Consider the following 26775-nt stretch of genomic DNA (forward strand, 5'->3'; position numbering starts at 1 on the left):
TTGACGCGCTTGTTTCACTGGCTGCCGACAGTCAAGTTTCGTCATCCACCGTGTGTGGCAAGGCGACTTGACCAACAATGCCGCGTACGCGCTCCATGCGTCAGAAGAAATCCAAGTCGTCTCATCACGCTATCTGACTTTCAGGTCTTCTCCACCTTGGCCAGCTTCGGATAGGCGAATGGTTCACGAGGAATTGCTCTCAATTCTGATATTCCCAAAAACATCTGATGATTACTTTTGGGAGAATAATTTCGAATATTTGCATACTCACCCAGATATCGCCGTATCAACTCACTGAATTTTTGATCAAGGTTATCAAGAACATGCTTGTCGTTGCAGAACCAATAGTGTTTTCCCCATCCGTCGATCATTCCATCAACACGCCTAAAAGTACTCGCCAGAGAGAATGCACTATTAAATGGCTGACCGTTCTGAACGCTGCGCATGGCTTTTAGACTCTCGTCGAAAGCCGTTCGAACGGAATGCACAATCTTTGCTCGTGCCTGTGAGTTGGGCCTTATGGCACCACGACAAATATTTATACCAAGAAAATCAAACCCCTCCTCAATTGAAACACCGCCTTTGGAGCTTTTCTCAGGAGACAACTCCATCCCTAAACTAGAAAGAATTTCGACCGCCTTACGCAGGCGTGCGCCAGCGGCCTTTTTCGAAGGAGCGAGTATTATGAAATCGTCTATGTAACGAATGCATTTGCAATCGCCATCATTCATTATTTTATCGAACTCAGACAGGATTATATTGCCGAGCAACGGAGAGAGGGAATTTCCTTGAGCAACACCGATTTCCTCTACCGGAAAATCTGCCGCCTTCTCTCTAAGTTGAGCCATATTTGACAACTCGACGTCGATCGCTTCGCGAAAGAGCAAAGTCATTTCCTCGTCTTTTACCGCTTCGGAGACGATTCTAGTGACCGCATCTTTCGAAATCCGCGTGAAAAACGATCGGATATCGGCACTCGCAACAAAGCGTGCGCCGCCGCTGATCTCGTTCAGTACGGCTCGGATTGCAGCTGGTACAGCGGCAACGGATTCGCTTCGTTCTTTTCTATTTTCCCGCGACCCACGCTCTCCCCTAATACCGCCGAAGCTGTAGGGGGTCTTTATATAAGGTTGGAGATCGGGGACATCTGACAGAACATTCAAAATAGCCCGTTGGACGATGCGGCTTTCAACAGGGGCGAGAACGATTGGTCTAAATTTACCTGTACTTTTCCCTTGGGCATCCACTTTAGGGATTGGTATCCCTTCCGCAGGCATGAACTTAAACGATCGCTGACCGAGCTTTCCTTTAAGGGATCGAAGTTTGCCAGGCGCGTCCTCGGCAAAAATTTCGAGTTCCAATCGAACTTTTTCTGATCTGGAACTGCGGCCATTGCCTTGGATCACGCTCCACGCGTGTTCGAGATTACTTAGGCGCCTTACTGCTTTGACGAGATCGGATGGCACGCGTCTCTGGGGTCCTGTTGGTTCACCTCACCCGCCTGACGGTGCGCTGAACTCCGCAGCGGAACCTTTCGGCCCTTGCCGCACAATCGGGGCGACGACTTGCGCCATCGCCTCGCCGTAGCAGGTCCGCTCGATCTCGACGGTCATCCCGCCTGCCGCGCTCCCTGCTAGAGCCAGTCCGACCAGAATTGTCGCAAAGCGTCGCCGCTGGCCGACCCGTGCCGGGTTGGCACGTTTTTGCATGGTTCACGCATCATGGCCTCCTATGAGAAGCGTAACGTTTTTAAGGCGTTAAGCAAGAGGCGAAATGGCGCGAACCTCTCCCACCTCCAGGTGAAACTAAAGCGAGTAGCCGTCCAACAGGTACCCCTAACGGTATAGGTTCCGGCTATCTTAGTCTCATCAGGCAAGCGGGCGCTGAACTCCGCAGCGGAACCTTTCGGCCCTTGCCGCACAATAGGGGCGACGACTTGCGCCATCGCCTCGCCGTAGCAGGTCCGCTCGATCTCGACGGTCATCCCGCCTGCCGCGCTCCCTGCTAGAGCCAGCGCGAACATTATGGGAACATCGGCGGCAGCACGTCAAGCGCGATGCAGTACTATCCCCAAAGAATTACTGTATGGCGGAGATCTGTGACCATTCTGAGAACACCTCCCGCCAAATACCGTGTCTATTGCTACGGTAAACCGCCTCAAACCCAAAGGATAAGCATGTGTCTATCTCGGTCAAAATTTGCCCGGCAATGACGGCGGTCGAGATAACACCTCGCCAGTCGCTAGCGTGAGGTAGGAACTCGGCCCCGAAAAAGCCCTCCCCCCCCCCCCGCCAACCCCCTGTCCGAACACTCCCTTCCCCATTCCCCGCGCATTTTTTCATCCACGCCCCTCGCCGCCTCCCTTACCCTTTGCCCAGTTCTTCTCGCGGGAACGCCGATCATGACGGTGATTGCGCGGAGGGGAACCGGCGCCTCCGTTTCGGCCTCGTAAGCCGGCGCCGGGGCGGCCGCGTCCAGGGGTTCCCCTGCGGGCATGACGACCCGCGCGTGCCGGACGGTGCACTCGGTCCGTCCTTTTAGGGACGGCGGAAGCGGAACGGACGCGGACGAAAAATCGCCGGGCGGCGGTCTTCGGATCGCACGACAAAAAAAGGCGAGCGAGCCGAAGGCCGCCGTCTCCCGACCGCAATGGCCAGACGCTTCGGCGGGCGTGGCAGCGATGGAGCATGGGCAATGGACAGCAGCAAACCGCAGGCAAGGCGCGACATTCCGGCCAAGGGCCGAGCCGGCGAGCGCCGGCCGCCCGGTTTTCCGGGCGCGCCCGCGCAGGGCCCGGCGCGGAGCGGCGGAACGGCCCGTGAGCGAAAACAAGCGGCCAACGGCCGAGCCGGCGACCGCCGGCCGCCCGCGTTGTCGGGCGCGCCCGCGCAGGGCCCGGCGCGCAGCGACGGAACGGCCCGTGCGCGAAGCCAAGCGCTCAACGCCCAAGCCGGCGACCGCCGGCCGCCCGCGTTGTTGGGCGCGCCCGCGCAGGGCCCGGCGCGCAGCGACGGAACAGCCCGTGCGCGAAGCCAAGCGCTCAACGCCCAAGCCGGCGACCGCCGGCCGCCCGCGTTGTCGGGCGCGCCCGCGCAGGGCCCGGCGCGCAGCGACGGAACGGCCCGCGAGCGAAGCCAAGCGCCCAATTCCCGCAAAATTCCACCATTCCCGCGGCCCTGGCCGGTGTTCAAGGTGCCGGAAATCCCGCGCGGCTTCGGCACCGACGCGCAATGGGAACTCGGCGAGCGCGAGCGCGCCGATTACTACAGGAACATGGGCATCATCCTCGGCCTGATGCAGTGGGTGTGCACCAGGCTCGGCAACCACCGGCGCTGCCGCCTGCGCGTGTGCCGGCGCAAGCGCCGCTGCGCCGGCCGCCGGCCGGAAGACCGCTGGAACGACGGGTTTCTGTTTCCGCTGGTGCCGCCCTGCGAGCCGATCGAGGACGAGCGCATCTACCAGCTCCGCGACGAGGTCAACCAGGTGCTCTGGCAGGCCGAATGCCGCGGCGCGCAGACCCCGCCGCCGGTGCGCTGTGCCGGCCAGCCGCTGGTGTTCGAGGATGGCGAAACCCCGGTTCGCGACGCGGCGGCGCGCCGGCGCCGCGATCGCGACGCGGGCCGCGCCGGGACGGCGGACGGCGCGACGGGGCGCTCCGACGCGTGACCCGGCTAGTCGAACATGCCCTTCGGCGTCTCGCCCTTCAGGAACGGCTCGATGAAGGCGGCAAGCAGGGATGCCTGGGTAATCACCGCGGTGTGCGACGTCGCCGGCATCACCGCCAGCCGCGATTGCGGCAGCGGCTTGCCCATGTCGCCCATCCCCCCGCCGCCGAGCAGCCGCAGCATCGAGACGGCGTGCTCCAGCGTGTTGACGTCGGCGTCGCCCGAAATGATCAGCACCGGCATCGTCAGCGCCTTGACGTCGTCGGCCCATTGCATCGGTTCGTGTTCGAGCCGGATCAGCTTTTCCACCAGTGCGGGAAAGCCGTCCGGGTCGGCGGCGAGCCGCTTGTAGTCCTCCGCGAACGGCATGTTGACGAACATCTCGACCGTCATCTGCGGAATGAAGGCCTTGAATTCCGGCTGCCAGCCCTGCGCGTCATAGGCGACCGAAGCCGCGACCAGCCGGTCGACCTTGTCGGGATGGCGGATGGCGAGCTGCAGGCCGGCCGCCGCGCCCATCGAATAGCCGAACACGTCGGCGCGGGCGAGCCCGACCGCGTCCATGAACGCGGCCACGTCGTCGGCGAGGTTTGGATAGGTGATCGGCCGGTCGATGTCGGTGGTGCGGCCGTGGCCCTGGAACTCCAGCGCGTAGACGGTGTGGTTTTCGGCCAGGATCGGGATGATCTCGCCCATCGTCTCGATGTTCATATAGGCCCCGTGCAGCACCACCAGCGGGTCGCCGGCGCCCGATTTTTCGTAATAGACCTGCATGCCGTTGACCGCGACCCGGTCGCCGGCGGGCGCCTCGTCGGCGGGCGCCTCGTCGGCAAGCGCGGGGCCGGCGAGCGTCTGCATGGCCAAGCCGGCAAGGCCGGCGAAGAGTGTGGCGCGGGACATCGTTTCCTCCTGATTGAACCTGCGGCCGCGGCCGCTTGCGACCTCACGACGAACCGCCAGTGCACGTTTCGACAGTATCGGCCGATTTTTTTCGCCGCGAAACCGGTTGTCGGCGCCCGCCCGGCCAGTGGCGTTCCCGCCGGCGGGCCGGGCCTGCCGCATCGCCGCCGCATTCGCGCGCGAGGCTTTTCGGGCCGCGGCGCGTTTCGCCGCCGGCCGACACAGGGGAGCGGCCATGATCAGGACTTTGGTGCTGTCCTTGCTTGTCGCGCTGGCCGCGACGCCGGCCGCCGCGATCGCGCGCTACCAGTCCGAGGCGCTCGACTGCGGCCAGGCGCGGGCGATCCTGGAGCGCGAGGGCGCGGCGATCTTCCGCTACGGATCGAAACGCAACCCATCGCTGACGCTGTACGACCGCTACGTGCTGCATGGCGGTTATTGCGGCTGGGACGAATATGCCGCCAATGGCTGGATCCCGACCCGCGACGACCCGCCCTGTTTCGTACGCGTGTGCAAGCCGAAAATCTTTCACGAAGACCCGTTCTGAGCCGCGCGCCCGGTCCGCGCCGGCCGGTCGTCAGATCAGAAGGAGAAACACGCCTGGTCCGGCTGCGGCGGCCCCAGCCTTACGCCCTCGAGCGCCAGCATGCGCAATTTGGCGTCGCCGCCGCCCGGCGCGGAAAACCCGCCGAGCCTACGGCCGGCCGCCAGCACCCGGTGACAGGGAATGACCAGCGGTACCGGGTTCCTGGCCATGGCCTGGCCGACCTCGCGCGCCGCGCCCGGACTGCCGGCGCGCGCCGCGAGCTCGCCATAGGTGGCGACCGCACCGAATTCGAGCTTCAGCGTCTCGCGATAGATCGCCCGGTGAAACGGCGGCACGCCGGCAAGGTCGAGCGGCACCGCGGAAAAATCGCAGGCCTCGCCGGCGGCGTAGCGGCGAATATCGGCGATCAGCCCGCGCACCCAGCCGGGCCGTACCGTTTCAATCGGCACCGGCCCGCTGCCGGGCGGCGCGGCGCGGGCGGCCCGCCGGCTCAATCCGGCCCGGTCGCTGTCGGGCAGGCAGACGCGGCACAGGCCCTGCCCGGTCCAGGCGATGCCGAACAGGCCGAGCCCGGTTTTAAAAACGGTCCAGCCCGCCTCGCCCGCCATCAAAGCTCCTCCTGTCGGCGTCCGGTTCAACCGAACTTCGTACCGCCAAGACTATCATGGCGCGGCCGGGCGCTCAAAAGCGCCGCGACAGCCAGCTGACAGGTCCCGCCACGACCGGCAGGCGCGCGCCTCAGTCGAGATGCTTGCTGATGAAGGCGCCGGTCGCGCCGATCAGCTCGTCGACCATCTCGGTGCCGGCAAAGGCGTTGAAGACGTGGTCCATCGGCCGCACGAACAGCTCCTCCTCGCCGTCGTGATAGTCGAGCAGCACCTGGCCCGACGCCGGCTGCGGGAACACCACGTCGTCCTTGGTGCCGACCGCCACGAACAGCGGCTCGTCATATTCGGCGATCTCCGCCACCGGATCGACCAGGTAAAGCGTTTCGAAAAAACCCGGCTTGAGCGCGATCTCCGCGCCCCAGGGCAAGGTCACCTTCACCGCCTCGCCGCTGCTGGCGAAACCGGCCTTCATGGTGTCGGGACCGAGCACGAAGGTCATCGCCGCGGCGAGGTTGCTGCCCGGCGCCCACAGCGCCACGGCGTCGAGATCGTGTTCGGTGCGGCCGGCGACCGTCGCGCCGACCGTGCCGCCCATGCTCCAGCCGACCAGCGCCATGCGCTCGTCGTCGACCGCGCCGGAGGCGGCCAGATAATCGAGCGCGGCCAGCCCGTCCTCGACCTGGCGCGCAACCGTGGTGTCGGCGAAATCGCCGTCGCTGTCGCCGGAATTGCGGAAGTCGATCCTGAGGCTGGCAATGCCGTTTTCAGCCCACATGCGTGCCGCGCGCGCAAAAACGCCTTCCTTGACGGCCGGAATCTCGAGCTCGTCGCGGCTGCCGGTAAACCCGTGCAGAAGCAGGATCACCGGCGGCTTCTCCACACCGTCGGGCAGGTTCATGGTGCCGACCACCTTTTCGCCGCCGACCTCGAAACTGATGGTCTTTTCGGCGGCCAGGGCCACGCAGGGCGCGGCGGCCAGTACGATGGCGGCGAAGGGGGCAAGGAGCAATCGAAGCGTCATGGCGGTGTCCTCCCGGGGCTGATGCGCAACCCCTTAGCCATAACACGTGCCGGACCGGAGGCAATCCGTCTCCCGTTCCGGGCTTCCGCCGCCAAGGCCAGGAAAGCAGCCACGGCGGGTTTGTCGAGACCTGCCGCGCGCCGGCGGCCCGCGGCAGGCCCGTTACGGTCGCGCCAGAGATCAGTCGGCGACGATCGAGATCACCGTGTCGCTATCGTCGGTGGTCACGACGACGCTGGTGCCCGGCTCGATGCCCTCGAGGCTGACGCCGTCGGCGACGGCCAGTTCGGCGCCGTCTTCCATTACGATGACCATGGCCTCGGCGTCGACGGCCGACACCACGCCCTGCATTTCGCCGGCAAGCGCGACAGTCACGAAGGAAGCCGAGGCGAGCACGGCGGCGAGAAGCGTCTTCATCGGAATTTCTCCATTCCATAATGAGGGGTCATAGACGCCGCTTCGGCGCGTTCCGGGCAGGCCCGTCTCATCCGCGCCGAAGCGGACGGCAGGCATCTATTCCTGTCGAGTCAAACGCGCAATTGGTTGAAAAATATATTTTTTCCCGGATCGTCCATACCGAATTCCGCCGCAATTCGGCGCTGTCGCGCAGCAATGATCGCAACCCTAGGCCGGGGGCCGCTTCACCCGGTGCCCGCCCGGCAAAAACCGGGCCGTCGCCAGCGAGCCCAGCGAAAAGGCCACAAGCACGGCGAAGGCCGTTCGATAGCCGCCCGCCCCGGCGGTGCTTTCCACAACGAGGACGACGATGATCGCCCCCAACGCTCCGCCGAGACGCTGGGCGATGTTGACAAGCGTCGCCGCATCGCCCGTTTCGGCCTTGTCGACCAGGGTGTAGGCCGCCGTCATGGCGGGCATCTGGGCAAGCGCAAGCCCGGCACCGCGCAGGAAAAGCAGGCCCGCAAGCGGCAGGACGGACAAAAAACCCGGCACCACCGCCGTGGCGACCACGACGAGGCCGCTTCCGGCCAGGCTGATCCGGGCCGCGCCGGCCCGGTCGACGAGCGCACCGGCGACCGGCAGAGCAACGGCCGCGCCAAGGCCCAGGAGCAGCAGCATCAGACCGGCGAGAGCCGGCGGCTGGCCAAGCGCACGCTGCAAATAGAGCGGCAACAGCAACAGCCCGCCATAAAGGGCCGCCCCCGTGAGACCGGCCGTCGCGATCGCGGCGCCGAAGCCCGGACGATCGAGCAGACGCATATCGATCAGCGGCGCGGCGGCACTGCGTCCATGGTGCCAAAATCCGCCAAGCAGAAGCACACCGGCAACCGTCGCGACACCCGGCAGGACACCGCCACCGGTGCCGGCGATCGCGGCCGCTCCGAAAAGCGCGAGCGGAAGACCGGGGCTGACAAGCGCCAGCCCTTTCACGTCGAGCCGTTCCGACGCCGCCCGCTTGCCACCAGCGATCAGCCCCCGCGCGGCGAAAAGCGCGAACAGCCCGACCGGGAGATTGATCCAGAAGAGCCAGCGCCATGAGGCGAGTTCTATCAGCAAGCCGCCCAGCGCGGGCCCCAGCGCCGGACCGAGCGCGACGGCGAAGCCGACCGTGCCCATCAGCCGTCCGAACTGGCGGGCATCGGCCTTGGCGGCCGGCACCGCTTGCCCGGCCGGCACCATCAACCCGGCCGCGAGCCCCTGCAGGCAGCGTCCGGCGACAAGCACCGCCATATCCTGCGCCGCCGCGCATAAGAGCGAGGCGGCGACGAAGACGACCATGCTTGCCGTCCATAGCCGCCCCTGCCCGATGCGGCGACCGAACCAGCCGGTGAGCGGCAACGAGACGGCGAGCGCGATCAGATAGGCGGTCGCGACCCATTGCACGCTGGCGAGCGGGGCATCGAAACCGGCGCGGATGCTTTCCAGCGCCAGATTGGCGACGGTCGAATCAAGCATAGCCATGAAGCCGCCGGCGCCGGTTGTCGCGGCCAGCGCCCAAAGGCGGGTGGGTACGGGAGGCGGGGTGGTGGGCATGGTCGCGTTTTCGTCGAGCGGGACAGGATCGGATTTTTATGATACAAATGTATCACAAAAAGCGACCCGGACGCCACAGGCCAGACCGTTGCCGAAAACCGTCGACCACGACAAACGCCGCGCGATGATCCTCGACGCCCTCTTCGCCGTGGCCGCGCGCCAGGGCCTGCACGCCGTCTCACTGCGCGCGGTGGCGGCCGAAGCGGGCATATCGCTGCGCCTGGTGCAATATTACTTCGAGACCAAGGCCGGGCTGATGCAAGCCGGACTGAATCGCCTCGAGCGGGAGAGCAACGATCGCTGGACCGGGCGGCTGGCCCCGCCCCCCGATGCGCCCGACACACGCGCCGCACTCGCCGCGCTGTTCCGCGAGGCGCTGCCGACCGATCCGCAAAGCCGGGCCTTCCATCATATGTGGATGTCTTACGCAGTTTTGGCGATGACCGAGCCGGATCTGGCCGGGCCTGGCCTCGTCGCGGGGCCCAACCGGCTACAGACGCGGATCGCGGCGATCCTCTCGGACGGCAAGGAGGCCGGCATGTTCCGCGCCGATATCGACGTCGACGCGGAAGCCGGCGCGCTGTTGGGACTGATCCACGGCCTCGGCACCGCGATGCTGGTCGGGCAGCAGAAACCTGCCGCGGCCCTGGCCCATCTGGAACGCCAGCTTGACCGGTTGTGTGTGACAAAGAAGCCGGGCGAAAATCCACCACGTTCCGGAAACCAAAGGCCGGCGTAACAAGGAGGTCGACATGACAGACTGGGCTCTGCCACGCGCGGGTGGTTGCCGCTGCGGCCAGGTGCGGATCGAGGTGAACGCGCCGCCTCTGATCACCATGGCCTGCCACTGCGTCGGTTGCCAGCGCATGAGCGCGTCGGCCTTTTCGCTGTCGGCGGCGATCCCGGCCAAAGGGTTTCACATCATCCGTGGCGAGGCGGTGATCGGCGGCCTGCACGGCGCGACACGACATTTTTTCTGTCCGCGCTGCATGACCTGGATGTTCACACGCCCGGAAGGGATGGACTGGTTCGTCAATTTGCGTCCGACCATGCTCGACGATCCGACCGGCTTCGCACCCTTCATCGAAAGCTGGACCAGCGAAAAATTGGCCTTCGCCGAAACCGGCGCGGCACACAGTTACGAGGCCTTTCCGCCGCTCGAGGCCTATGAAGGGCTGATGCGGGACTTCGCCGTGTGGACCGGGACGTAGCGTCAAACGAAATTCAGCGCCGGGAGCGTGATATCAGGCACCGAACCGGGGCTTCGAAACCGAGTTTCGAAACGATCCGATACATGGTCAACGGCCTGCAAGAGCATGACAATTCCGGTTGAACGCACGATGTCATCGAGCCGGTCCTGTTTGGTGAAATGCCATCAAGCTGTCCTCGGCCCGGCGCCGCCAAGACGCCGGAATGCCGGTTTTCCGCGCCTGGCCGGCCTCCGGAGCTCCACCGGACGCACCTTAACGCGTCGACGCCACACACTGTCCTTCTTGCCAGCGGGCCCGCACACCTTTATATGGTCACCATTGATATTTCGGCCGATCGATACGGCAGGTTGCGATCTTCCTCGCATTTGCTGACGTCAATCTCCAAAATCTCGATACCACCGGCCACGATGGGTCGTGGCCACATGACGTTGCAAATCTGAAGGAAATTACCATGGCAACCGGAACAGTGAAGTGGTTCAATTCGACCAAAGGCTTCGGTTTCATCCAGCCTGACGAAGGCGGCTCGGACGTATTCGTCCACATCTCGGCCGTCGAGCGCTCGGGCATGGGCAATCTCGTGGAAGGCCAGAAGGTCAACTACGAGATCCAGCAGGACCGCCGCACCGGCCGCTCCTCGGCCGGCAACCTGACGGCTGCCGACTGAACCATTTGCGCGCGGCGCCCTGCGCCGCGACAAGTGATCGTTATGGAAGAGGCGGGGTGCCGACCCCGCCTTTTTCATGCCCGGGCGACAGATCTCGGACCCGCGCTCACGGCCGCCAGTCGATCGGCACGTGACCGGGATCGGCCTCGACGCGTTTCAGCCATGCCGAAACCGCGGGAAATAGGCCAAGGTCGAACCCGCCGCGCCCGGCCTGATGGGTATAGGCGTAGAGCGCTATGTCGGCCACCGACAGCGCGCCGCCGGCGAAAAAATGCGCCGCGCGCAGCCGGTCTTCCATCACTCCAAGCGCCTTATTGCCGGCCTCCAGCGTTTCGGCGAGCCGGGCCGGCGTGCGCTGATGCGCCCGTTCGGGATAGACCAACAGCGCCCGGCGCACCGCAACGGCGGGTTCGTGACTATATTGCTCGAAAAACAGCCATTGATAGACCAGCGCCCGCTCGAACCGGTCCTGCGGCAGGAAGCGCGTCCCCTCGGCCAGATAAAGCAGCATGGCGTTGGATTCGGCAAGATGTCGCCCGTCTTCGGTCTCCAGCAGCGGCACCTTGCCGTTCGGGTTTTTGGCGAGGAAGTCCGGCTTCCGGGTCGACCCGTCGAGCGAGTTCACCTCGACATGGCGGAAGGCAATGCCGAGCTTGGCCAATAAAAGCCGCGGCTTGTAGCAATTGCCGCTGTCGCCCATGCCGTAGAGTGTGATCATTGCCCGCCATCCTTTCGAGCCGAACGCGCAGATCGCGCAGCGTTACTATCGGGCCGGCGGGACCGGCTGACCAATCAATAGTTCTGGTCGAACAATCGACAATTGCGATCTGTCAGCGCGACGTCGCCTGCGCCCCGGGCGCGGCCCCTGACGACAACGCCGCCACCGACAAGGCGGCATCGTCGAATATCGTGCCGGCGAGCGCCGGGCGGGCAAGCAGAAATCCCTGCAGATGGTCGGCACCGGCCGAGATCGCGACGACCAGTTGCTCGGGCGTCTCGATCCCTTCCACCAGTACCTTGCTGCCGAGATCGTGAAAGCGCGCGAAAAGCCGCGGCAGGAAATCGCGCGCGGCCTTGTCGGCGACGATCTTTTGAAACCAGGCTGCGTCGAGCTTGACGATATCCGGCCTGATCAGCCGCAGCCGGGCCGGCGTCGAATGGCCCGCCCCGAAATCGTCGACCGCAACCCGCATGCCGGAGCGGCGCACGTTTTCGGTCAGCGCCGTCACCCGCTCCGTTCCCGCGCCGAACGCCTCGGTGATCTCGCACACCACCATGCCCGGCGCGATTTCGTTTTCGGCAAACAGCCAGTCCAGATGCTCGACGTCTTCATCCGGCATCGCCGGGTCGACATTGAAGAACAGCTCCAGCCCGTCCACGCCGATATTGTGGTAGTTGCGCATGTGCAACACCCGGCACAAGCGCTCGAGCGCGGCCCGTTCCTCGGCCGCGGCGCGCTCGAACAGCTTTGTGGCGGGAACGGCCTTTCCGCCGGTGAAGGCGATCACCAGCGCCTCGACCGCGAACGGCATCAAAAGGTCGTCCTCGACCCGGAACAGCGGCTGGTAGCAGCTTTTCAGCCGCAATTCCTGGAAGCGGCCATAGGCGATGCCGACCTCGTCGACATTAAAGGCGAATGCGCCGCTCACCCGCGCGCCCCCGGCCACGCCGTCGCACAGCCCCTAGCCAGGCGCGATAGCCGAGACGGACCCGAGGCGATGGCGACGAGCGGGGCATAAGGCATGGCAGAGCTTAACCGCCGGACTGGCGGCGGCCAAATGTCCGGCGCCGCGATGCAGGCTGATGGCGGCTTTCCAGCGGGTCGTCGGCGGCCACCGGCATCGCGCGCGGTGCGCCGGCACCCGACCACGACACGCTTTGGCCGGCCGGTTCGTCCTTGCCGGAGAAAATCGAAAAGCTCGTCGGCGCCAGTTCCGGCCGGGCGAGAACAAAACCCTGCACCATCGATGCGCCCGTTTCCTCGGCGAGTTCCAGCTGCCACATTTCCTCGATCCCCTCGAACACGGTTTTAATACCGCTGTCGGCGAAACGCGACACCATGACCTTCAAAAGTCCGAATCCGGCGCCCGAATCCATCAGGCGCGTGATCCACTGCGCGTCGAATTTGACAATATCGGGTTTCAAGTCGTCAATGCGCTGAATATCGGAATCGTCCGCCCCGTAATCATCGACGGCGATCTTGAAACCGCTGGCGCGCAGGGCGTCGACGAAGCGGCGCAGCGCGCCGGTGGAGCCGGATTTCTGTTCCGTGACCTCGCACACGATCCGGCCGGGATGCATGCCCGCCTCGTGCAGCACCAGCCGCATGTCGCGGATCGCGACATCGACGACCTCGGCGTCGGTGAACAGGGACGGGTCGAAATTGACGAAGATCGACACTTTCGGATCGAGACACGCCGCCGCGTTGAGAAGGTGCAGCGTGCGCATCAGCGTTTCGACATGGAACCGGTCGATCGGTGGAATGCCGCGAAAGAACGCGTAGGGCGATAGCGCGGCGCCGTCGCGGAACGGCCGCACCAACCCCTCGAACGCGGCGATGGCGAGTTTTCCTTCACCGAACGCGAACACCGGCTGGAAGGCGCTCTTGATCGTGTAGACGCCCCACACGCCGGTCGACGTTCCGTCGTCCTGGCGAACGATATGGGCAAGGCCTGCGCTGCGCGACACGAATGCGGTTCTCCGCGTTGAAACCGGCCGGCGGCGGTCGCCCGCCGCACCGCAATCCCGCCGGCCGCGCCGAGGCGAGACCATCCGGGTGGCCGGAAGTATCGGCGATTGGGCTTTGAACAAGGTTAACGGCGCAAATTTTCGTGCATCGACGGCGAACGCCGGCAAAGTCTTGCGCTCGTGCCCGCATTCGGACATTACAAGCCGCTGCCCAGCGCAGCGACACCCTGGCCCAGAGGAGACGATCACAATGGCCTTTCTCGCCGACGCCCTGTCCCGCGTAAAGCCCTCCGCGACCATCGCGGTAAGCCAGAAAGCGCGCGAGCTCAAAGCGAAGGGCCGCGACGTGATCGGCCTGGGAGCCGGCGAGCCGGATTTCGACACGCCCGACAACGTCAAGAACGCAGCGATCGAGGCGATCCGGCGCGGCGAGACCAAATATACGCCCGTATCCGGCATCGCACCGCTGCGCGAGGCGATCGCGGCGAAGTTCAAGCGCGAGAACAATCTCGACTACAAGCCGGAGCAGACCATCGTCGGCACCGGCGGCAAGCAGATCCTGTTCAACGCCTTCATGGCCACGCTCAACCCGGGCGACGAGGTCGTCATCCCCGCGCCCTACTGGGTCAGCTATCCCGAAATGGTGGCGATCTGCGGCGGCACGGCGGTCTTCGCCGAAACGAGGATCGAGGACGGCTTCAAGCTGACGCCGGCCGCGCTGGAAAAGGCGATCACGCCCAAGACCAAGTGGCTGGTGATGAACTCGCCCTCCAATCCCTCGGGCGCGGCCTATACCGAGGCCGAGCTGAAGGCGCTCGCCGACGTGCTGATGAAGCACGAGCATGTGTGGACGCTCACCGACGACATGTACGAGCACCTGACCTATGGCGATTTCGCCTTCCGCACCATCGCCGAGGTCGAGCCGGCGCTCTACGCGCGCACTTTGACCATGAACGGCGTGTCGAAGGCCTATGCCATGACCGGCTGGCGCATCGGTTACGCGGCCGGACCGGTGGAACTCATCAAGGCGATGGACATGATCCAGGGCCAGCAGACCTCGGGCGCCTGCTCGATCGCGCAATGGGCCGCCGTCGAGGCGCTCAACGGACCGCAGGACTTCGTGACGCGCAACAAGGCGATCTTCCAGGGCCGCCGCGATCTCGTCGTCTCGATGCTCAACCAGGCCCGCGGCATCTCCTGCCCGGTGCCGGAAGGCGCCTTCTACGTCTATCCATCCTGCGCGGCGCTGATCGGCAAGAAGGCCCCGTCCGGCAATGTGATCGAGACCGACCAGGACTTCGTCACCGAGCTTCTGGAGGCCGAGGGCGTGGCGGTGGTGCAGGGCTCCGCCTTCGGGCTCGGCCCGAATTTCCGCATTTCCTACGCGACCTCGGAGGGACTGCTGGAAGAGGCCTGCACCCGCATCCAGCGCTTTGCCGGTTCGCTGAGCTGACGCTTTTCGCCACCGACGTATCCGACAACAAGACCGACCCGGCCCCCGCGGCCGGGTTTTGCTTTCCGGCGGTCAAGGCCGTTCTGCTTTTCACGGAATCGCAGACCGGCTTAACTTATTGTTTAACGCGTCTTTGAACGGCGAACCGGCTTCCACTTCGCCTGGAAACGCCTTAGTGCGCCAGACGCCGCCAAGCGCCCGGCGGCGCGCCGTAGCGCGCGCGAAACGACCTGGAAAAATGCGACAGGTCGGAAAAGCCGCACGCATAGGCGATCGACGTCACCGGAACAGCAGCCTTCGCCGGCGCGCGCAGCGCGGCCGCGGCCTCGCGCAGGCGCACCTCCATCACGAAGGCCCCGAGCGTGGTGCCGGTCCGGGCAAAAAGCTTCTGCACGTAGCGCGGCGAAATGCCCATGGCCCGGGCGCAGCGCGCCGCATCAAGACGCGGATCGGCGAAATTTCGCTCGACAAAGCAGCGCAGCGCGAGCAATTGCGCATCCGCCCGCGACGTGCGCGACACGTCGACGCCCTCGCCGCCCAAGACCATCGCCGTCAGGTCGAGCAGCATGGAAAAAAGCCGTGCCGATGCCGCTTCCGGCAGGTGGCCGGCGGTCTCGTCGATCGAGCGCGCCGTCTCCGCGATCAGCCGTCCGAGCGCGGGCTCGAACGACAACAGACGGGGCCGCTCCGGCAGGCGGCCGCCGAGTCGGGTCGCGAGCGCCTCCTTCGGCACCCAGAACGACGACACCGCCAGCGACGACAGCCGGCGATGCTCGAGCGAAAACGGCCGGCCGGAATCGAAAATGCCGACATCGCCGGCGCGCAGGGCGATCTCCGTCCCGGCCTGATCGATGCGGCACTCCCCGCCCCGCTGCAGATTGAGATAATAGCATTCGCGCGGCGAGCGCGCGATCTCGCGCCCGGTCCGCACAACCAGATGCGCGGTCGCGTCGACCCGGTTGACCGCCCCCTCGCCCAGCGGATGCGATTCCACGCGGGCCTTGAAGTGCCGCCGCCGGACGGCCTCCAACTCGGGCAAGAGCTCCATAAAGGACTGGCAGATGCCGTCGCGGTAATAATCGAACGCCTCGGTTCCACCAACATCGCGCGTGTCCCACACACTGCCCCAGCGCAGTGCCGGCCCGGCATCGGCACGCTTCACCTCCGGTTTGATCGCCATCGTCTGATCCCCTTGCGGTTCGCTCCGGTCCAACATCGGTGCGCGCCTGGCCAAGCCCGCGCCACCCATTGTTGTCAGGATCGAACACCCGATAAATCAAAGCGCAGGGAGGAAAAAATGGCAACTTACGTGCTTGTTCACGGCGCCTGGCATACCGGCGAGCTGATGGAGGATGTCGCCCGGCCGATCCGCGACCAGGGACATGACGTCCACACGCCGACCATCGCCGGCAACCGGCCGGGCGACGACCGGCGCACCGGACTTGAGGCGGCGATCGGCTCGATCGTCGCCTTCATCGAAGAACGCGAACTGACCGACGTCATCCTTGTCGGCCACTCCTATGGCGGCATGATCATCACCGGCACCGCCGACCGGTTACCGGGCCGCATCCGCCGCCTGGTCTACTGGAACGCCTTCGTGCCCAACGACGGCGAATGCCTCAACGACATGGTACCGCCCCACTACGTGGCCCTGTTCGACGCCGTCAGCGCCGCGAGCCCCGACAACGCCGTCATGCTGCCGCCGCCGATCTGGCGCGAGGCGTTCATGAACGACGCCGACGGCGCGACGGCCCAGGCGACCTACGAAAAGCTCAACCCGCATCCCTACGCGACCTTTACCGACGCGATCAGGCTGTCGGCCAACCCGGCCGAGATGGAAGTCGCCAAATCCTATATCAACTTCACCGAAGACACCGCCCTGCCCCAGTCGCTCGGCTGGCATCCGCGCCTGTCGGAAAAGCTCGGCCTGTTCCGGCTCGTCCAGGCATCCGGCGGACACGAGGTCTGTTTCACCAATCCGGCGTTGCTGGCCGAAAAGATCATCGAAGCCGGCCGCGACTGACCTGGTGCGGGAATTTTGGCGGGATGCGGCCGACAAGGCCGCGTCCCCTCACCAGACCGACAATTCGTGCGCGGCGGCAATGACGCCCAACGCGCGCCAGTGCTCCTGCGGAATATTCGACAAGGTCTTTTCGTCGAGCACGTCCCGGGTCTCGAGATAGCGCATCTTGTTGTAGAATTGCGCCTTGTCCCGTTCGATCAGCTGGTGTTTCTGCAAGAAATCATTCAGATCGGCGGCGAGCCTCTCGAACAGGCCGGGCTCGACCCCGGTCAGCATCTCTTCCACCTTGAGTTCGAGGTCGGAGGGGCCGGCCGCCTGATAGAGATGGTAGAGCCGCGCCAAATGGTAGGTGCTGACGAAGCGGGACTTGACGGCGACCGTCCTGACGCTCGGCGACCGGCGGCTTTCGATCGTGGCCACCCCGCCGCTGACCGAAACGCCGATCCGCGGCGTATCGCCCAAAAGCGCCTGCAGCCGTTTTTGGGTCAGCCCCGCCTCCAGGGACGCGCCGCCGGCAGCCATCATCTGCGTCCTCGCCGTAACCTGCCCCCTGATGATGTCGCTGACCATGAGATAGGCCGTCTCGCGCCCGTCGATGACCAACCGCGCGAGGTCGCATTTTTCGTCGTTTGAAACGCGCTCCGTCGACGGCTCGTGCTCGGTGTGTTCGCGCGAGGCCGGGTCGATCGCAATCCTGGCGATGCCCGAGATCGCCAGCGCGAGTTCGGCCTCGATCTGCGCCAGCCCGTGAACGGAGATGCCGGCGCCGACACCGAACGACAGCTGGTTGGCGAGCGTGATATCCAGCGCATCGACGTCGCGAAAGGCCGACGCGCCGAGATCGAGGCAGTCTTGCCGCGGCACCACCCGCCCTTCGTCCGGATATTGGATGATGTCGCCCTTGCGGATGTTGCCGTTGGTGAAAATCGGAACAGCATAGTGATTGGTGATGAAATAACGCGCCATGACGGCTTTGTACTGATCCTGGTACATATCCGCCAAAGCCGGGGACGACATCAGCGCAAAGGCAAGAACAACAAACGGGAGACGCATGGCATTTCTCCTCCACGCCCATGAGGTTCAAAGAACTATATTATTCACAATTGCAGATCTTACCAGAGAACGAGAAGACGACAACGCAACCCGCATTCGATGTTTGTTTCACGAAAACGGACCGAAGCAGGTCGCAAACAAAGCCGCAGGGCGATCGCTCGACGCCGAAAAGCCCGGCACGCCGGGCGCGGGGCCAAACGGCTTTTAGCGGTCGAGGCGAGGCCGGCCGGCCGGTTTCCACCCGCCGGCTGCGGCGAGCGTCGAAGGATAGGGACGTCTTGCCTCATCGCAAAAGCCGTGTGACGATGCCCGCGCCGGGTGCCTGAAACCCGGCGCGCGACGGCCGCGGGCCGGCCGCCGCCCGCGAGCAAGCGTGAGGAGGAGGTCGTTCACATGGGTAGTCGCGCCGGAGGAAGACGCACGGGGCCGAAATGCATCGCCATTGTCGGTCCCTTCGCCAGCGGAAAAACATCGCTTCTGGAAGCCGTTCTGGCGCGCACGGGCGCCATCGCGCGGCAGGCCACCGTCGCCTCGGGCGCCACGGTCGGCGACGACAGCCCGGAGGCGCGCGCGCATCTGATGAGCGTGGAGGCGAGCGTTGCCACCACCGACTTCATGGACGACAGCCTGACCTTCATCGACTGCCCGGGCTCGATCGAATTCGCCTATGAGGCCGAACCCGTTCTGGCCGCCTGCGACCTGGCGATCGTGGTGGCGGAGGCCGACGAAAAGAAGATTCCCGCCCTGCAGCTGATCATGCGCACGCTGGAGGAACACGGCATTCCGCGCGTTTTGTTCCTCAACAAGGTCGACAAGGCCGCCATCGGCGTGCGCGACACGCTGAAGCTGTTGCAGCCGGCAAGCACGGTGCCGCTGGTTCTGCGCCAGATTCCGCTGCGCAAGGACGGCATCGTCATCGGCTCGATCGATCTGGCGCTGGAACGCGCCCACATCTATCGCGAACACGCCGAAAGCGAGATCGCGCCGATCCCCGACGACGAAAAGGCCCGCGAGGTCGAAGCGCGTTTTTCCATGCTGGAAACGCTGGCCGACCACGACGACGCGCTGGTGGAGCAATTGCTGGAAGAGATCGAGCCGCCGCGCGACGCGGTGTTCGACGACCTCGCCGCCGATCTGCGCGCGGGCTCGGTGATTCCGGTGCTGATCGGCTCGGCCGAGCATGGCAACGGCGTGCTGCGGCTGTTAAAGACGGTCCGACACGATGCGCCCGACATCGCGCAAACCCGCGAACGGCTCGGGCTCACCGAAACCGGCGATCCCGTCCTCCAGATCGTGAAGACCGTGCACACGCCGCATGGCGGCAAGCTCTCATACGCCCGCATCCTGGCGGGTTCGATCGCCGACGGCGCCGAAATCGTCACGCATGACGGCCGCACCGGCCGCGTTTCAGGCCTCTACCGCATGCTCGGCCGAAACCAGACCAAGCTGCAGAACGCCGGCGAGGGAGATACGGTCGCGCTCGGCAAGCTCGACGAGGTGCGCACCTGCGACACGCTCGCCGTCGGCAAGACGCCGCCGGCGGCCCTGGCCACGCCCGAGCCGCCGCAACCGGTCAACGCCGTCGCCCTGCGGCCGCACGAGCGCAAGGACGAGGTCAAGCTGTCGGCCTCGCTGCAAAAACTCGCCGAGGAAGACCCCTCGATCGCGATCGAGCATCAAGACAGCGGCGAGACGGTGATTTCGGGTCATGGCGAAATGCACCTGCGCGTGACCACCGAGCGGCTCGGCAGCAAGTTCCAGATCGAGGTCGATTCCAGCCGGCCCGGCGTTCCCTATCGCGAAACCATCCGCAAGGGCACCACCCAGCGCGGCCGGCACAAGAAGCAGTCCGGCGGCCATGGCCAGTTCGGCGACGTCGTGCTGGAGATCAGGCCGCTGCCGCGCGGCAGCGGCTTCGAGTTCACCAACACGATCACCGGCGGCGTCGTGCCCAAGCAATATATCCCCTCCGTCGAGGCCGGCGTGCGCGACTATCTCAAGGCGGGCCTGTTCGGTTTTCCGGTGGTCGACATCGCGGTCAATCTCGCCGATGGCTCGTACCACGCGGTCGATTCCTCCGACATGGCCTTCCAGATGGCGGCCAAGCTCGCCATGCGCGAGGCGATGCCGGCCTGTTCGCCGGCGATCCTGGAGCCGATCATGAAGATCGAGGTCTTCACCCCTTCCGACGCCACGGCCAAGGTGACCGCCATCCTGCCGCAGCGCCGCGGCCAGATTCTGGGCTTCGACGCCAGGCCGGGCTGGCCGGGCTGGGACGTGGTGGAGGCGATGATGCCCCAGGCCGAGATCGGCGACCTGATCGTGGAACTGCGCTCGGCCACCGCCGGCGTCGCCACCTTCCGGGCGAGCTTCGATCACATGGCCGAACTGACCGGGCGCCTTGCCGACGAGGTGGCAAACACCCACGGCAAGGCCGCCTGACGTCACCGGGCACGACCCCCATGCCCCGGCCCACGCAGATGTGATGGCGATTGAATTGCCGCTCCCTCGGCGCGCGCTAGGGTCTGCCCGACACCGAACCGGGAGGAAGTCATGGTCTCCATCCACCGCCGGCCGTCCTGGGCGCTTGCCGAGCGTCTGGCGACGCCGGAAACCGCCTTTGTCAATCGCCGCGCCCTGCTTGCCGGCCTGGGCGCCGGCGCTGCCGCTCTGGCCGCGCCCGCCCTGGTCGGCGCGGCGCGGGCGGCCGAGGACCCGACCGCCGCGCTTTATCCCGCCCCCCGCAACCCGGCCTTCACCATCGAGCGCCCTCTCACGCCGGAGGAGATCTCGAGCCAGTACAACAATTTCTACGAGTTCGGCTCGCACAAGCAAATCGCCAACGCAGCCCAGGCGCTCGAGACGCGACCATGGGACATCGAAATCGCCGGCCTGGTCGACAAGCCGCAAAAGCTCGCCTTCGACCAGCTGATCCGCAAAATGCCGCTGGAAGAGCGTCTCTACCGCCACCGCTGCGTCGAGGCCTGGTCGATGACCGTGCCGTGGACGGGGTTCGCCCTGTCGCAACTGCTCGCGCTCGCCGACCCCCAAGCCGAGGCGAAATATCTGCGGCTTGAAACCTTCCTCGACCCGAAAATGGCCTCAGGCCAGCGGCAGGTCTGGTATCCTTGGCCTTATGTGGAAGGGCTGACCCTGGCCGAAGCGAAGAACGAGCTCGCCTTCATGGTTACCGGCGCCTACGGCAAGCCGCTCGCCAAGCAGTTCGGCGCGCCGCTGCGGCTCGCCCTGCCGTGGAAATACGGGTTCAAATCGATCAAGTCGATCGTCAGGATCACCGTCACCGCCGAACGGCCGGTCAGCTTCTGGGAAGAGATCGCACCCGGCGAATACGGGTTCTGGGCCAATGTGAACCCGCAGGTTCCGCATCCGCGCTGGAGCCAGGCCAGGGAGCGCGTCCTGCATACCGGCGAGACCGTGCCGACCGTGATCTATAACGGCTATGGCGAGCAGGTTGCCGGACTGTACCAGGGCATGGACGGGGAAAAACTGTTCATGTGAGGCGGACGGCGGCGGCTTGGCGTCGAGCCAACCGACCGACGCACCGCGCGAACCGCAAGCAGGCCCCGCCGCAAGACAAAAAAAAGGCCGGTACCTGAAAGGACCGGCCTAGCTATTGGAAGTGCCGTAAAACGGCGAAACCTCCAGAGGGGAACACTCGCGGGCGCTAATGGGAGGAGGAACGCGCCCGGGAGTGATTGTTATATGTGCCTGCCCTGCCTTTTTCGCAAGCAGATCAATTGCAACGCACCCATGCAATTATGCATGGTTTGTGCAGGTGATTGAAAAACATGCATAAATGCCCGTTCGGACGGCAAGCTCCTTGCCTAAATGCCCCTCAAAAAGCCCAGCTTCGCGCCTTGGAGAAGATGAAATCGCGAAACGCTTTCAGCTTCGCCTGATTCTTCATCGCCTCGGGATAGCAGAAGTAGGTATCGAAGGCCGGCACCGCCATGTCCGTCAGCACCTGCACGAGCCCCGAACCGGGATCGGCCATGTAGTCGGGCAGCATGGCAACGCCCGCGCCGCGCCGCACGACCCGGCGCATCGACATCAAATCGTTGATCTGCAGCGTCGCCGGCCGCTTTTCGCCTTCGGGCATGCCCAGGCTCTGCAGCGTGTTCAAATCCTTCAGGTAGGCCGGCACCGGTTCGCCGAACGTGATCAGGCGATGCTTGTCGAGATCGGCCGCGGTCTCGGGTTCGCCGAACCTGTTGATGTAGGACGGCGCGGCGAAGACGTGCAGATGCACGGTGAACAGCCGCCGCTGGATCAGATCCGGCTGTTGCGGCTGGCGCAGGCGTATGGCGCAGTCGGCCTGCCGCATCGTCAGGTCGAGTTCCTCATTGGCGAGGATGAGCTGGATCTGGATATCCGGATAGAGGTCGAGAAACTCCTGCACCCGCTGCGACAGCCATCCCGACCCCAGGCCGACCGTGGTGGTGACACGCAAGAGGCCGGACGGCTTTTCGGTCGTTTCCATCAGCCGGCTGCGGACCGATTCCAGCTTTACGAACACTTCGTGGGCGGTGTTGAACAAAAGCTCGCCCTGCTCCGTCAGCACCAGCCCGCGGGCGTGGCGGTTGAATAGCGACACGCCGATTTCCTGCTCGAGCGCGCTGACCTGGCGCGAGATTGCCGACTGCGACAGATTAAGCTTCTCCGCCGCGTGCGTGAACGAGCCAGCCTCGGCGGCGGCGTGAAACACACGCAGTTTGTCCCAGTCGAGCGACATTACCCCTCCTCCCGGTCCGCGCGCCGCTATTCCGCGGCTTCGCGGTGGGCTTCGTGTTCAGCCAGGTATTTTTCCGCTTCCAGCGCCGCCATGCAACCGAGACCGGCGGCCGTGACGGCCTGGCGGTAGATGTCGTCGGTGACGTCGCCGGCCGCGAAGACACCGGGAATGTCGGTCCGGGTCGAATCCGGCTCCGTCCACAAATAGCCGTTCGGCTTCTGCTTGACCTTGCCCGCGAACAATTCCACCGCCGGCGCGTGGCCGATCGCCACGAACACGCCATCGACCGCCATTTCGGTGATCTCGCCGGTTTTCTTGTTGCGCAGACTGATCGCGTTGACGGACGCCGGCAGCGGCGGCTTTCCGGCTTCGCCCTTGATCTCGTCCACCTCGGTGTCCCACAGCACCTTGATGTTGTCCTTCTTGAACAACCGATCCTGGAGGATGCGCTCGGCCCTGAATTCGTCGCGGCGGTGGATCACCGTGACGGTTTTCGCCAGATTGGAGAGATAAAGCGCCTCCTCCACGGCGGTATTGCCGCCGCCGACCACCACAACGTCCTTGCCGCGATAGAAAAAACCATCGCAGGTCGCACAGGCCGACACGCCGAAGCCCATGAATTTCTCCTCGCTCGGCAGGCCGAGCCATTTGGCCTTGGCGCCGGTCGCGATCACCAGCGCGTCGCAGGTATAGTCCGTGCCCGTATCGCCCTTGAGCCGGAACGGGCGCACGTCGAGATCGACCTCGGTAATCAGGTCGGAGACGATCTCGGTGCCGACATTCTCGGCCTGCTTGAGCATCTGCTCCATCAGCCACGGCCCCTGGATCGGCTCCGCGAAGCCGGGATAGTTTTCCACCTCGGTGGTGATCATCAACTGCCCCCCCTGCTCGAGCCCGGCGATCAGCATCGGCTTGAGCATCGCGCGCGCGGCATAGATCGCGGCGGTGTAGCCGGCCGGGCCGGAGCCGATAATGATGACGGGGGCGTGTCTTGCATTCATGTCCGGATTCCTTTCGCACGCCCGCGTCGCCGCCGGGGCGAGCGGGCAGTCAGGGCCACGCTGATCTAAGGAATGGGGACCCCATTGTGCAAGGGCGCGAAGGGCTTTTCGCACAACTGCCGCGACCATGACCAGCAGCCCGCCGCCGGTTTTGGCTGGTCGGGTCGACGCTTGGCTCCATCGCGGCTTTGCCGTATGAGTTTTGCCTAAGCGACCGATTCTTTCGCCAAGAATGCCATACGGGTAACAAATGACCTTCAAGGCTGAACTCGACGCGACGGATTGGAAGATCCTGCGCGAACTGCAAAATGACGGTCGCATGACCAATGTCGAGCTGTCGCGCCGGGTCGGCATCTCGGCGCCGCCCTGCCTGCGCAGGGTCAAGCGCCTCGAGGACAACGGCGTCATTCGCGGTTACCGGGCGCTTTTGAACGCGCCGGCGCTGGGCTTCGACGTGGTCGCGTTCTGCCTGATCGGCCTGCAGCATCAGACCGAGACGGAATTGAAGGCGTTCTCCGATCTCACCCGCACCTGGCCGATCGTGCGCCGCGCCTGGATGGTGTCGGGCGATTCCGACTTCCTGCTCCACTGCGTGGCGAGCGACCTGACGACGTTTCAGAACTTCGTCATCGAGAAACTGACCTCGGCGCCGAATGTCGACACCGTGCGGACCGCGTTGACGATCCGCCAGGTCAAGGATGACGGGCTGGTCGACATCGCCTGAGCGGCCGCCTCACAGCCATTTCAGCTTGACGATCTCGTAGCCGCGCGCGCCGCCGGGCGCGTTGACCTCGATCGCCTCGCCCACGCCCTTGCCGATCAGCGCGCGCGCGATCGGCGAGGAGATTGAGATCCGGCCGGATTTCACGTCGGCCTCCTGGTCGCCGACGATCTGATAGGTTCGCGTTTCCTCGGTGTCCTCGTCTACGAGTTCCACCGTCGCCCCGAACTTGACCGTATCGCCGGAAAGCTTCGACACGTCGATCACCTCCGCGCGCGCGATCATGTCCTCGAGTTCACCGACGCGGCCTTCGTTCAGGCTCTGCGCTTCCTTGGCGGCGTGGTACTCCGCGTTTTCGGACAGATCGCCATGCGCGCGGGCTTCCGAGATCGCCTCGATGATCCTGGGGCGCTCTTCCTGCTGGCGCCAGCGCAGTTCTTCCTTCAGCGCTTCGAATCCAGGTACGGTCATCGGGACCTTGTTCATCGTCACACCTTTCTCGTCTGTCGCGCCAGGCTCCGTCCGGCGGCGCAAAGCGCAAAAAGAAAACGGTCCGCAGGCGCATGCCACGGAACCGCAACAAATCGTTCCCGCCCTATATAGCAATCGTTGCCGGCGTTTTCACGCCCAAAAATTTGCCGGAACATCACCGCGCCGAGGCAAAAGGCCGCGACGTCTCCAGGTCGCTGTCGGGCGAATCGGGCGCCGGGCGCTCTCCGGCCGGCATCTGCCGGAGGATCGCGGCGCGGGCCTGGTCCGGGTTCTTCAGATCGCCGACGACGATCCGCCGTCCGCCCAACAAAGTAACGACAAGCGCGCCGCTCCCCGAAATCCGCCCCGCCAGTCCGCGCCGTGTCGCGACGCGCTCGATCAGCCGGTAGGGTATGTCCTGCGCCTGGCTGGAAGGAAAGCCGCGGTGGACATAGAGCATCCGCGGCATCACGGCGACCCGGATGGTGAAAACCCGCAACGTCGCATGTGCAATCAGGAACGGCCCGCCAAGCGCCAGCACAACGATGCACAGCCTGGCCAGCGCGCCGTTGCCCCGACCGGCCAGAACAAGCCCCGCGAGAGCGACGCCGTAGCCCGCGAGAACCACCATGGTCGGCAGGAACAGCGACAACGCCGACGGCAGGAACGGGCCACCATATCCAGGCCGGGGATTGTCGTTCACCCCACGCATGCCGTGCCCCGTGATTCGTGTTCAACCGCTTGTGAACAGGATACATCGCTTTTCGCCGCTGTCACCGCGGCGCGTGCTTGCATCGGGAGTAAACGCCACTACCTCGTCTGGAGGACCGAAACCGTGAACCGGAGGGGACCGTGAACAGACTGACCCTGGCGATCGCCAGCATCACCATCGGCCTGTCGGCAGCGCTGATGATCGCCCGCGCCGCTCCCACGCAAAAGTTCGAGACCGAGGAGGCCGTGATCCAGGCCGACATCCTCGCCGACGGTCTCGACCATCCCTGGGGGCTCGATTTCCTGCCGAATGGCGACGCGCTGGTCACCGAGCGGCCGGGAAGCTTGCGGATATTCGCGCAAGGCCGGCTGTCGCCCCCGCTCGAGGGCCTGCCCAAGGTCGCCGCGCGCGGCCAGGGCGGCCTGCTCGACGTCGCCGTTGCGCCCGACTTCGACCGCAGCCAGCTGATCTATTTCACCTATTCGGAACCGGGCAGCGACGGCGCCGGCACCGCGCTCGCGCGTGCACGACTGGTGCGCGGCGACGGACCGGCCAAGATCGCCGAGGTCGAAACCTTGTTTTCGATGGCCCGGAAAACCGCCGCCGGTCAGCATTTCGGCTCGCGCATCGTCTTCAATCCCGACGGCACGCTGTTCGTGACCACCGGCGACCGCGGCGACGGCCGTCGCGCCCAGGACATGGACGACCATGCCGGCGCGGTGCTGCGCCTCAATCGCGACGGCTCGGTGCCCGCCGATAATCCTTACGCCGACACGCCCGGCCATCGCCCGGAAATCTGGTCCAAGGGCCATCGCAATCCGCAAGGCGCGGTGTGGGATCCGGTTACCAATGCGCTGTGGACGATCGAGCACGGCGCGCGCGGCGGCGACGAGCTGAACAGACCCGAAGCCGGCAGGAATTACGGCTGGCCGGTGATTTCCTATGGCCGCCACTATTCGGGCGACCGGATCGGCGTCGGCACCGAGGCCGAGGGATACGAGCAGCCGGTTTATTACTGGGACCCCTCGATCGCGCCGTCGGGGCTCGACGTCTATGACGGGGAGATGTTCCCGGCCTGGAAGGGCGATCTTCTGGCCGGCGCGCTGAAATTCGCGCTGGTGAGCCGTATCAAGCGCGATGCGCAGGGAAACGTCGCCGGCGAGGAGCGCATGTTTGAAGGTGCTTTCGGCCGCATCCGCGACGTCGACGTCGCGCCCGACGGGTCGGTGTGGCTGATTACCGACGACAGCGACGGTAAGATCGTCCGCCTGTCGCGCGGCGACTGATATCGA

27 protein-coding genes are annotated in these 26775 nt (G+C 65.1%); 11 read left to right on the forward strand and 16 right to left on the reverse strand.

Going from position 1 to position 26775, the window contains the following annotated elements; genetic code table 11:
• Window positions 1–140: 140 nt before the first annotated feature.
• Together ACT2B0_RS12685 and ACT2B0_RS12690 are read right to left on the reverse strand one after the other, a co-directional pair.
• On the reverse strand, window positions 141–1466 hold the full coding sequence (locus ACT2B0_RS12685) for a reverse transcriptase domain-containing protein (protein WP_481658395.1): 1326 nt from the start codon (window positions 1464–1466) through the stop codon (window positions 141–143).
• Between the two features lie 27 nt (window positions 1467–1493).
• Entirely contained in the window at window positions 1494–1709 is a 216-nt protein-coding gene (locus tag ACT2B0_RS12690) for a hypothetical protein (RefSeq protein ID WP_481658396.1), read from the reverse strand.
• A 940-nt stretch (window positions 1710–2649) separates the two neighbouring features.
• On the opposite strand from ACT2B0_RS12690, the gene ACT2B0_RS12695 reads away from it, so the two are divergent.
• A complete protein-coding gene (locus tag ACT2B0_RS12695) occupies window positions 2650–3666 on the forward strand; it encodes a hypothetical protein (protein ID WP_481658397.1) in 1017 nt (338 codons plus the stop codon).
• 5 nt (window positions 3667–3671) lie between these two features.
• Here the strand turns inward: ACT2B0_RS12695 and ACT2B0_RS12700 are convergent, their stop codons facing one another.
• The gene (locus ACT2B0_RS12700) at window positions 3672–4523 is read right to left on the reverse strand and encodes an alpha/beta fold hydrolase (protein WP_473465964.1); all 852 of its coding nucleotides are present in this window, start codon (window positions 4521–4523) and stop codon (window positions 3672–3674) included.
• A 277-nt stretch (window positions 4524–4800) separates the two neighbouring features.
• On the opposite strand from ACT2B0_RS12700, the gene ACT2B0_RS12705 reads away from it, so the two are divergent.
• Window positions 4801–5112 (forward strand): hypothetical protein, encoded by a 312-nt coding sequence (locus ACT2B0_RS12705; RefSeq protein WP_473465391.1) that lies wholly within the window; start codon window positions 4801–4803, stop codon window positions 5110–5112.
• 35 nt (window positions 5113–5147) lie between these two features.
• Here ACT2B0_RS12705 and ACT2B0_RS12710 read toward each other — a convergent pair whose 3' ends face one another.
• From ACT2B0_RS12710 to ACT2B0_RS12725, 4 genes are all read right to left on the reverse strand, one after another.
• On the reverse strand, window positions 5148–5720 hold the full coding sequence (locus tag ACT2B0_RS12710; RefSeq protein WP_473465394.1) for a methylated-DNA--[protein]-cysteine S-methyltransferase: 573 nt from the start codon (window positions 5718–5720) through the stop codon (window positions 5148–5150).
• A 130-nt stretch (window positions 5721–5850) separates the two neighbouring features.
• Window positions 5851–6741, reverse strand: coding sequence for an alpha/beta hydrolase family protein (locus tag ACT2B0_RS12715; protein ID WP_473465396.1), 891 nt, complete (start codon window positions 6739–6741; stop codon window positions 5851–5853).
• A 180-nt stretch (window positions 6742–6921) separates the two neighbouring features.
• Window positions 6922–7158: a DUF1344 domain-containing protein gene (locus tag ACT2B0_RS12720; protein ID WP_473465398.1), complete on the reverse strand. Its 237-nt coding sequence runs from the start codon at window positions 7156–7158 to the stop codon at window positions 6922–6924.
• A 207-nt stretch (window positions 7159–7365) separates the two neighbouring features.
• Window positions 7366–8733 carry a DHA2 family efflux MFS transporter permease subunit gene (locus tag ACT2B0_RS12725; RefSeq protein WP_473465401.1) on the reverse strand — a complete coding sequence of 456 codons (1368 nt, stop codon included), beginning with the start codon at window positions 8731–8733 and terminating at the stop codon, window positions 7366–7368.
• A gap of 88 nt (window positions 8734–8821) precedes the next feature.
• On the opposite strand from ACT2B0_RS12725, the gene ACT2B0_RS12730 reads away from it, so the two are divergent.
• The 3 genes from ACT2B0_RS12730 (at window position 8822) to ACT2B0_RS12740 (ending at window position 10608) form a co-directional block, all read left to right on the forward strand.
• A complete protein-coding gene (locus ACT2B0_RS12730; protein WP_473465404.1) occupies window positions 8822–9472 on the forward strand; it encodes a TetR/AcrR family transcriptional regulator in 651 nt (216 codons plus the stop codon).
• Window positions 9473–9485: 13 nt separating this feature from the next.
• The gene (locus ACT2B0_RS12735; RefSeq protein WP_473465408.1) at window positions 9486–9944 is read left to right on the forward strand and encodes a GFA family protein; all 459 of its coding nucleotides are present in this window, start codon (window positions 9486–9488) and stop codon (window positions 9942–9944) included.
• Between the two features lie 451 nt (window positions 9945–10395).
• Window positions 10396–10608, forward strand: coding sequence for a cold-shock protein (locus ACT2B0_RS12740; RefSeq protein WP_106570547.1), 213 nt, complete (start codon window positions 10396–10398; stop codon window positions 10606–10608).
• 106 nt (window positions 10609–10714) lie between these two features.
• On the opposite strand, the gene ACT2B0_RS12745 is transcribed toward ACT2B0_RS12740, so the two are convergent.
• The 3 genes from ACT2B0_RS12745 to ACT2B0_RS12755 all read right to left on the reverse strand — a co-directional run bounded on the left by ACT2B0_RS12745 (window position 10715) and on the right by ACT2B0_RS12755 (window position 13296).
• Window positions 10715–11326, reverse strand: coding sequence for a glutathione S-transferase family protein (locus ACT2B0_RS12745; protein WP_473465412.1), 612 nt, complete (start codon window positions 11324–11326; stop codon window positions 10715–10717).
• A gap of 112 nt (window positions 11327–11438) precedes the next feature.
• Window positions 11439–12257 (reverse strand): EAL domain-containing protein, encoded by an 819-nt coding sequence (locus ACT2B0_RS12750; RefSeq protein WP_473465415.1) that lies wholly within the window; start codon window positions 12255–12257, stop codon window positions 11439–11441.
• A gap of 103 nt (window positions 12258–12360) precedes the next feature.
• Window positions 12361–13296, reverse strand: a complete 936-nt coding sequence (locus ACT2B0_RS12755; RefSeq protein ID WP_473465418.1) for an EAL domain-containing protein — start codon at window positions 13294–13296, stop codon at window positions 12361–12363.
• A 250-nt stretch (window positions 13297–13546) separates the two neighbouring features.
• Between ACT2B0_RS12755 and ACT2B0_RS12760 the strand changes: the two genes are divergently transcribed.
• Window positions 13547–14749 carry a pyridoxal phosphate-dependent aminotransferase gene (locus ACT2B0_RS12760; protein WP_473465420.1) on the forward strand — a complete coding sequence of 401 codons (1203 nt, stop codon included), beginning with the start codon at window positions 13547–13549 and terminating at the stop codon, window positions 14747–14749.
• Window positions 14750–14921: 172 nt separating this feature from the next.
• On the opposite strand, the gene ACT2B0_RS12765 is transcribed toward ACT2B0_RS12760, so the two are convergent.
• Window positions 14922–15929, reverse strand: coding sequence for a helix-turn-helix domain-containing protein (locus ACT2B0_RS12765; RefSeq protein ID WP_473465423.1), 1008 nt, complete (start codon window positions 15927–15929; stop codon window positions 14922–14924).
• 117 nt (window positions 15930–16046) lie between these two features.
• Between ACT2B0_RS12765 and ACT2B0_RS12770 the strand changes: the two genes are divergently transcribed.
• Window positions 16047–16772 (forward strand): alpha/beta hydrolase, encoded by a 726-nt coding sequence (locus tag ACT2B0_RS12770; protein ID WP_473465426.1) that lies wholly within the window; start codon window positions 16047–16049, stop codon window positions 16770–16772.
• Window positions 16773–16820: 48 nt separating this feature from the next.
• On the opposite strand, the gene ACT2B0_RS12775 is transcribed toward ACT2B0_RS12770, so the two are convergent.
• Window positions 16821–17825 carry a hypothetical protein gene (locus tag ACT2B0_RS12775; RefSeq protein ID WP_473465429.1) on the reverse strand — a complete coding sequence of 335 codons (1005 nt, stop codon included), beginning with the start codon at window positions 17823–17825 and terminating at the stop codon, window positions 16821–16823.
• A gap of 393 nt (window positions 17826–18218) precedes the next feature.
• Between ACT2B0_RS12775 and ACT2B0_RS12780 the strand changes: the two genes are divergently transcribed.
• Window positions 18219–20267, forward strand: coding sequence for an elongation factor G (locus tag ACT2B0_RS12780; protein ID WP_473465432.1), 2049 nt, complete (start codon window positions 18219–18221; stop codon window positions 20265–20267).
• Between the two features lie 111 nt (window positions 20268–20378).
• Entirely contained in the window at window positions 20379–21344 is a 966-nt protein-coding gene (gene msrP / locus ACT2B0_RS12785) for a protein-methionine-sulfoxide reductase catalytic subunit MsrP (RefSeq protein WP_473465435.1), read from the forward strand.
• Window positions 21345–21681: 337 nt separating this feature from the next.
• Here the strand turns inward: msrP and ACT2B0_RS12790 are convergent, their stop codons facing one another.
• Window positions 21682–22578: a LysR family transcriptional regulator gene (locus tag ACT2B0_RS12790; RefSeq protein WP_473465438.1), complete on the reverse strand. Its 897-nt coding sequence runs from the start codon at window positions 22576–22578 to the stop codon at window positions 21682–21684.
• Window positions 22579–22604: 26 nt separating this feature from the next.
• Window positions 22605–23579, reverse strand: a complete 975-nt coding sequence (trxB, locus tag ACT2B0_RS12795; RefSeq protein ID WP_473465440.1) for a thioredoxin-disulfide reductase — start codon at window positions 23577–23579, stop codon at window positions 22605–22607.
• Between the two features lie 250 nt (window positions 23580–23829).
• Here trxB and ACT2B0_RS12800 point away from each other — a divergent pair, with 250 nt between their 5' ends.
• Complete coding sequence (locus ACT2B0_RS12800; protein WP_473465443.1) at window positions 23830–24303, forward strand: Lrp/AsnC family transcriptional regulator; 474 nt, start codon at window positions 23830–23832, stop codon at window positions 24301–24303.
• A 9-nt stretch (window positions 24304–24312) separates the two neighbouring features.
• Here ACT2B0_RS12800 and greA read toward each other — a convergent pair whose 3' ends face one another.
• Together greA and ACT2B0_RS12810 are read right to left on the reverse strand one after the other, a co-directional pair.
• Window positions 24313–24786 carry a transcription elongation factor GreA gene (gene greA / locus ACT2B0_RS12805; protein WP_473465446.1) on the reverse strand — a complete coding sequence of 158 codons (474 nt, stop codon included), beginning with the start codon at window positions 24784–24786 and terminating at the stop codon, window positions 24313–24315.
• 160 nt (window positions 24787–24946) lie between these two features.
• A complete protein-coding gene (locus tag ACT2B0_RS12810) occupies window positions 24947–25483 on the reverse strand; it encodes a PH domain-containing protein (protein ID WP_473465448.1) in 537 nt (178 codons plus the stop codon).
• Window positions 25484–25680: 197 nt separating this feature from the next.
• Here ACT2B0_RS12810 and ACT2B0_RS12815 point away from each other — a divergent pair, with 197 nt between their 5' ends.
• A complete protein-coding gene (locus ACT2B0_RS12815; protein WP_473465966.1) occupies window positions 25681–26769 on the forward strand; it encodes a PQQ-dependent sugar dehydrogenase in 1089 nt (362 codons plus the stop codon).
• Window positions 26770–26775: the final 6 nt, after the last annotated feature.

Source organism: Nitratireductor sp. J20-h4, from assembly GCF_056780505.1.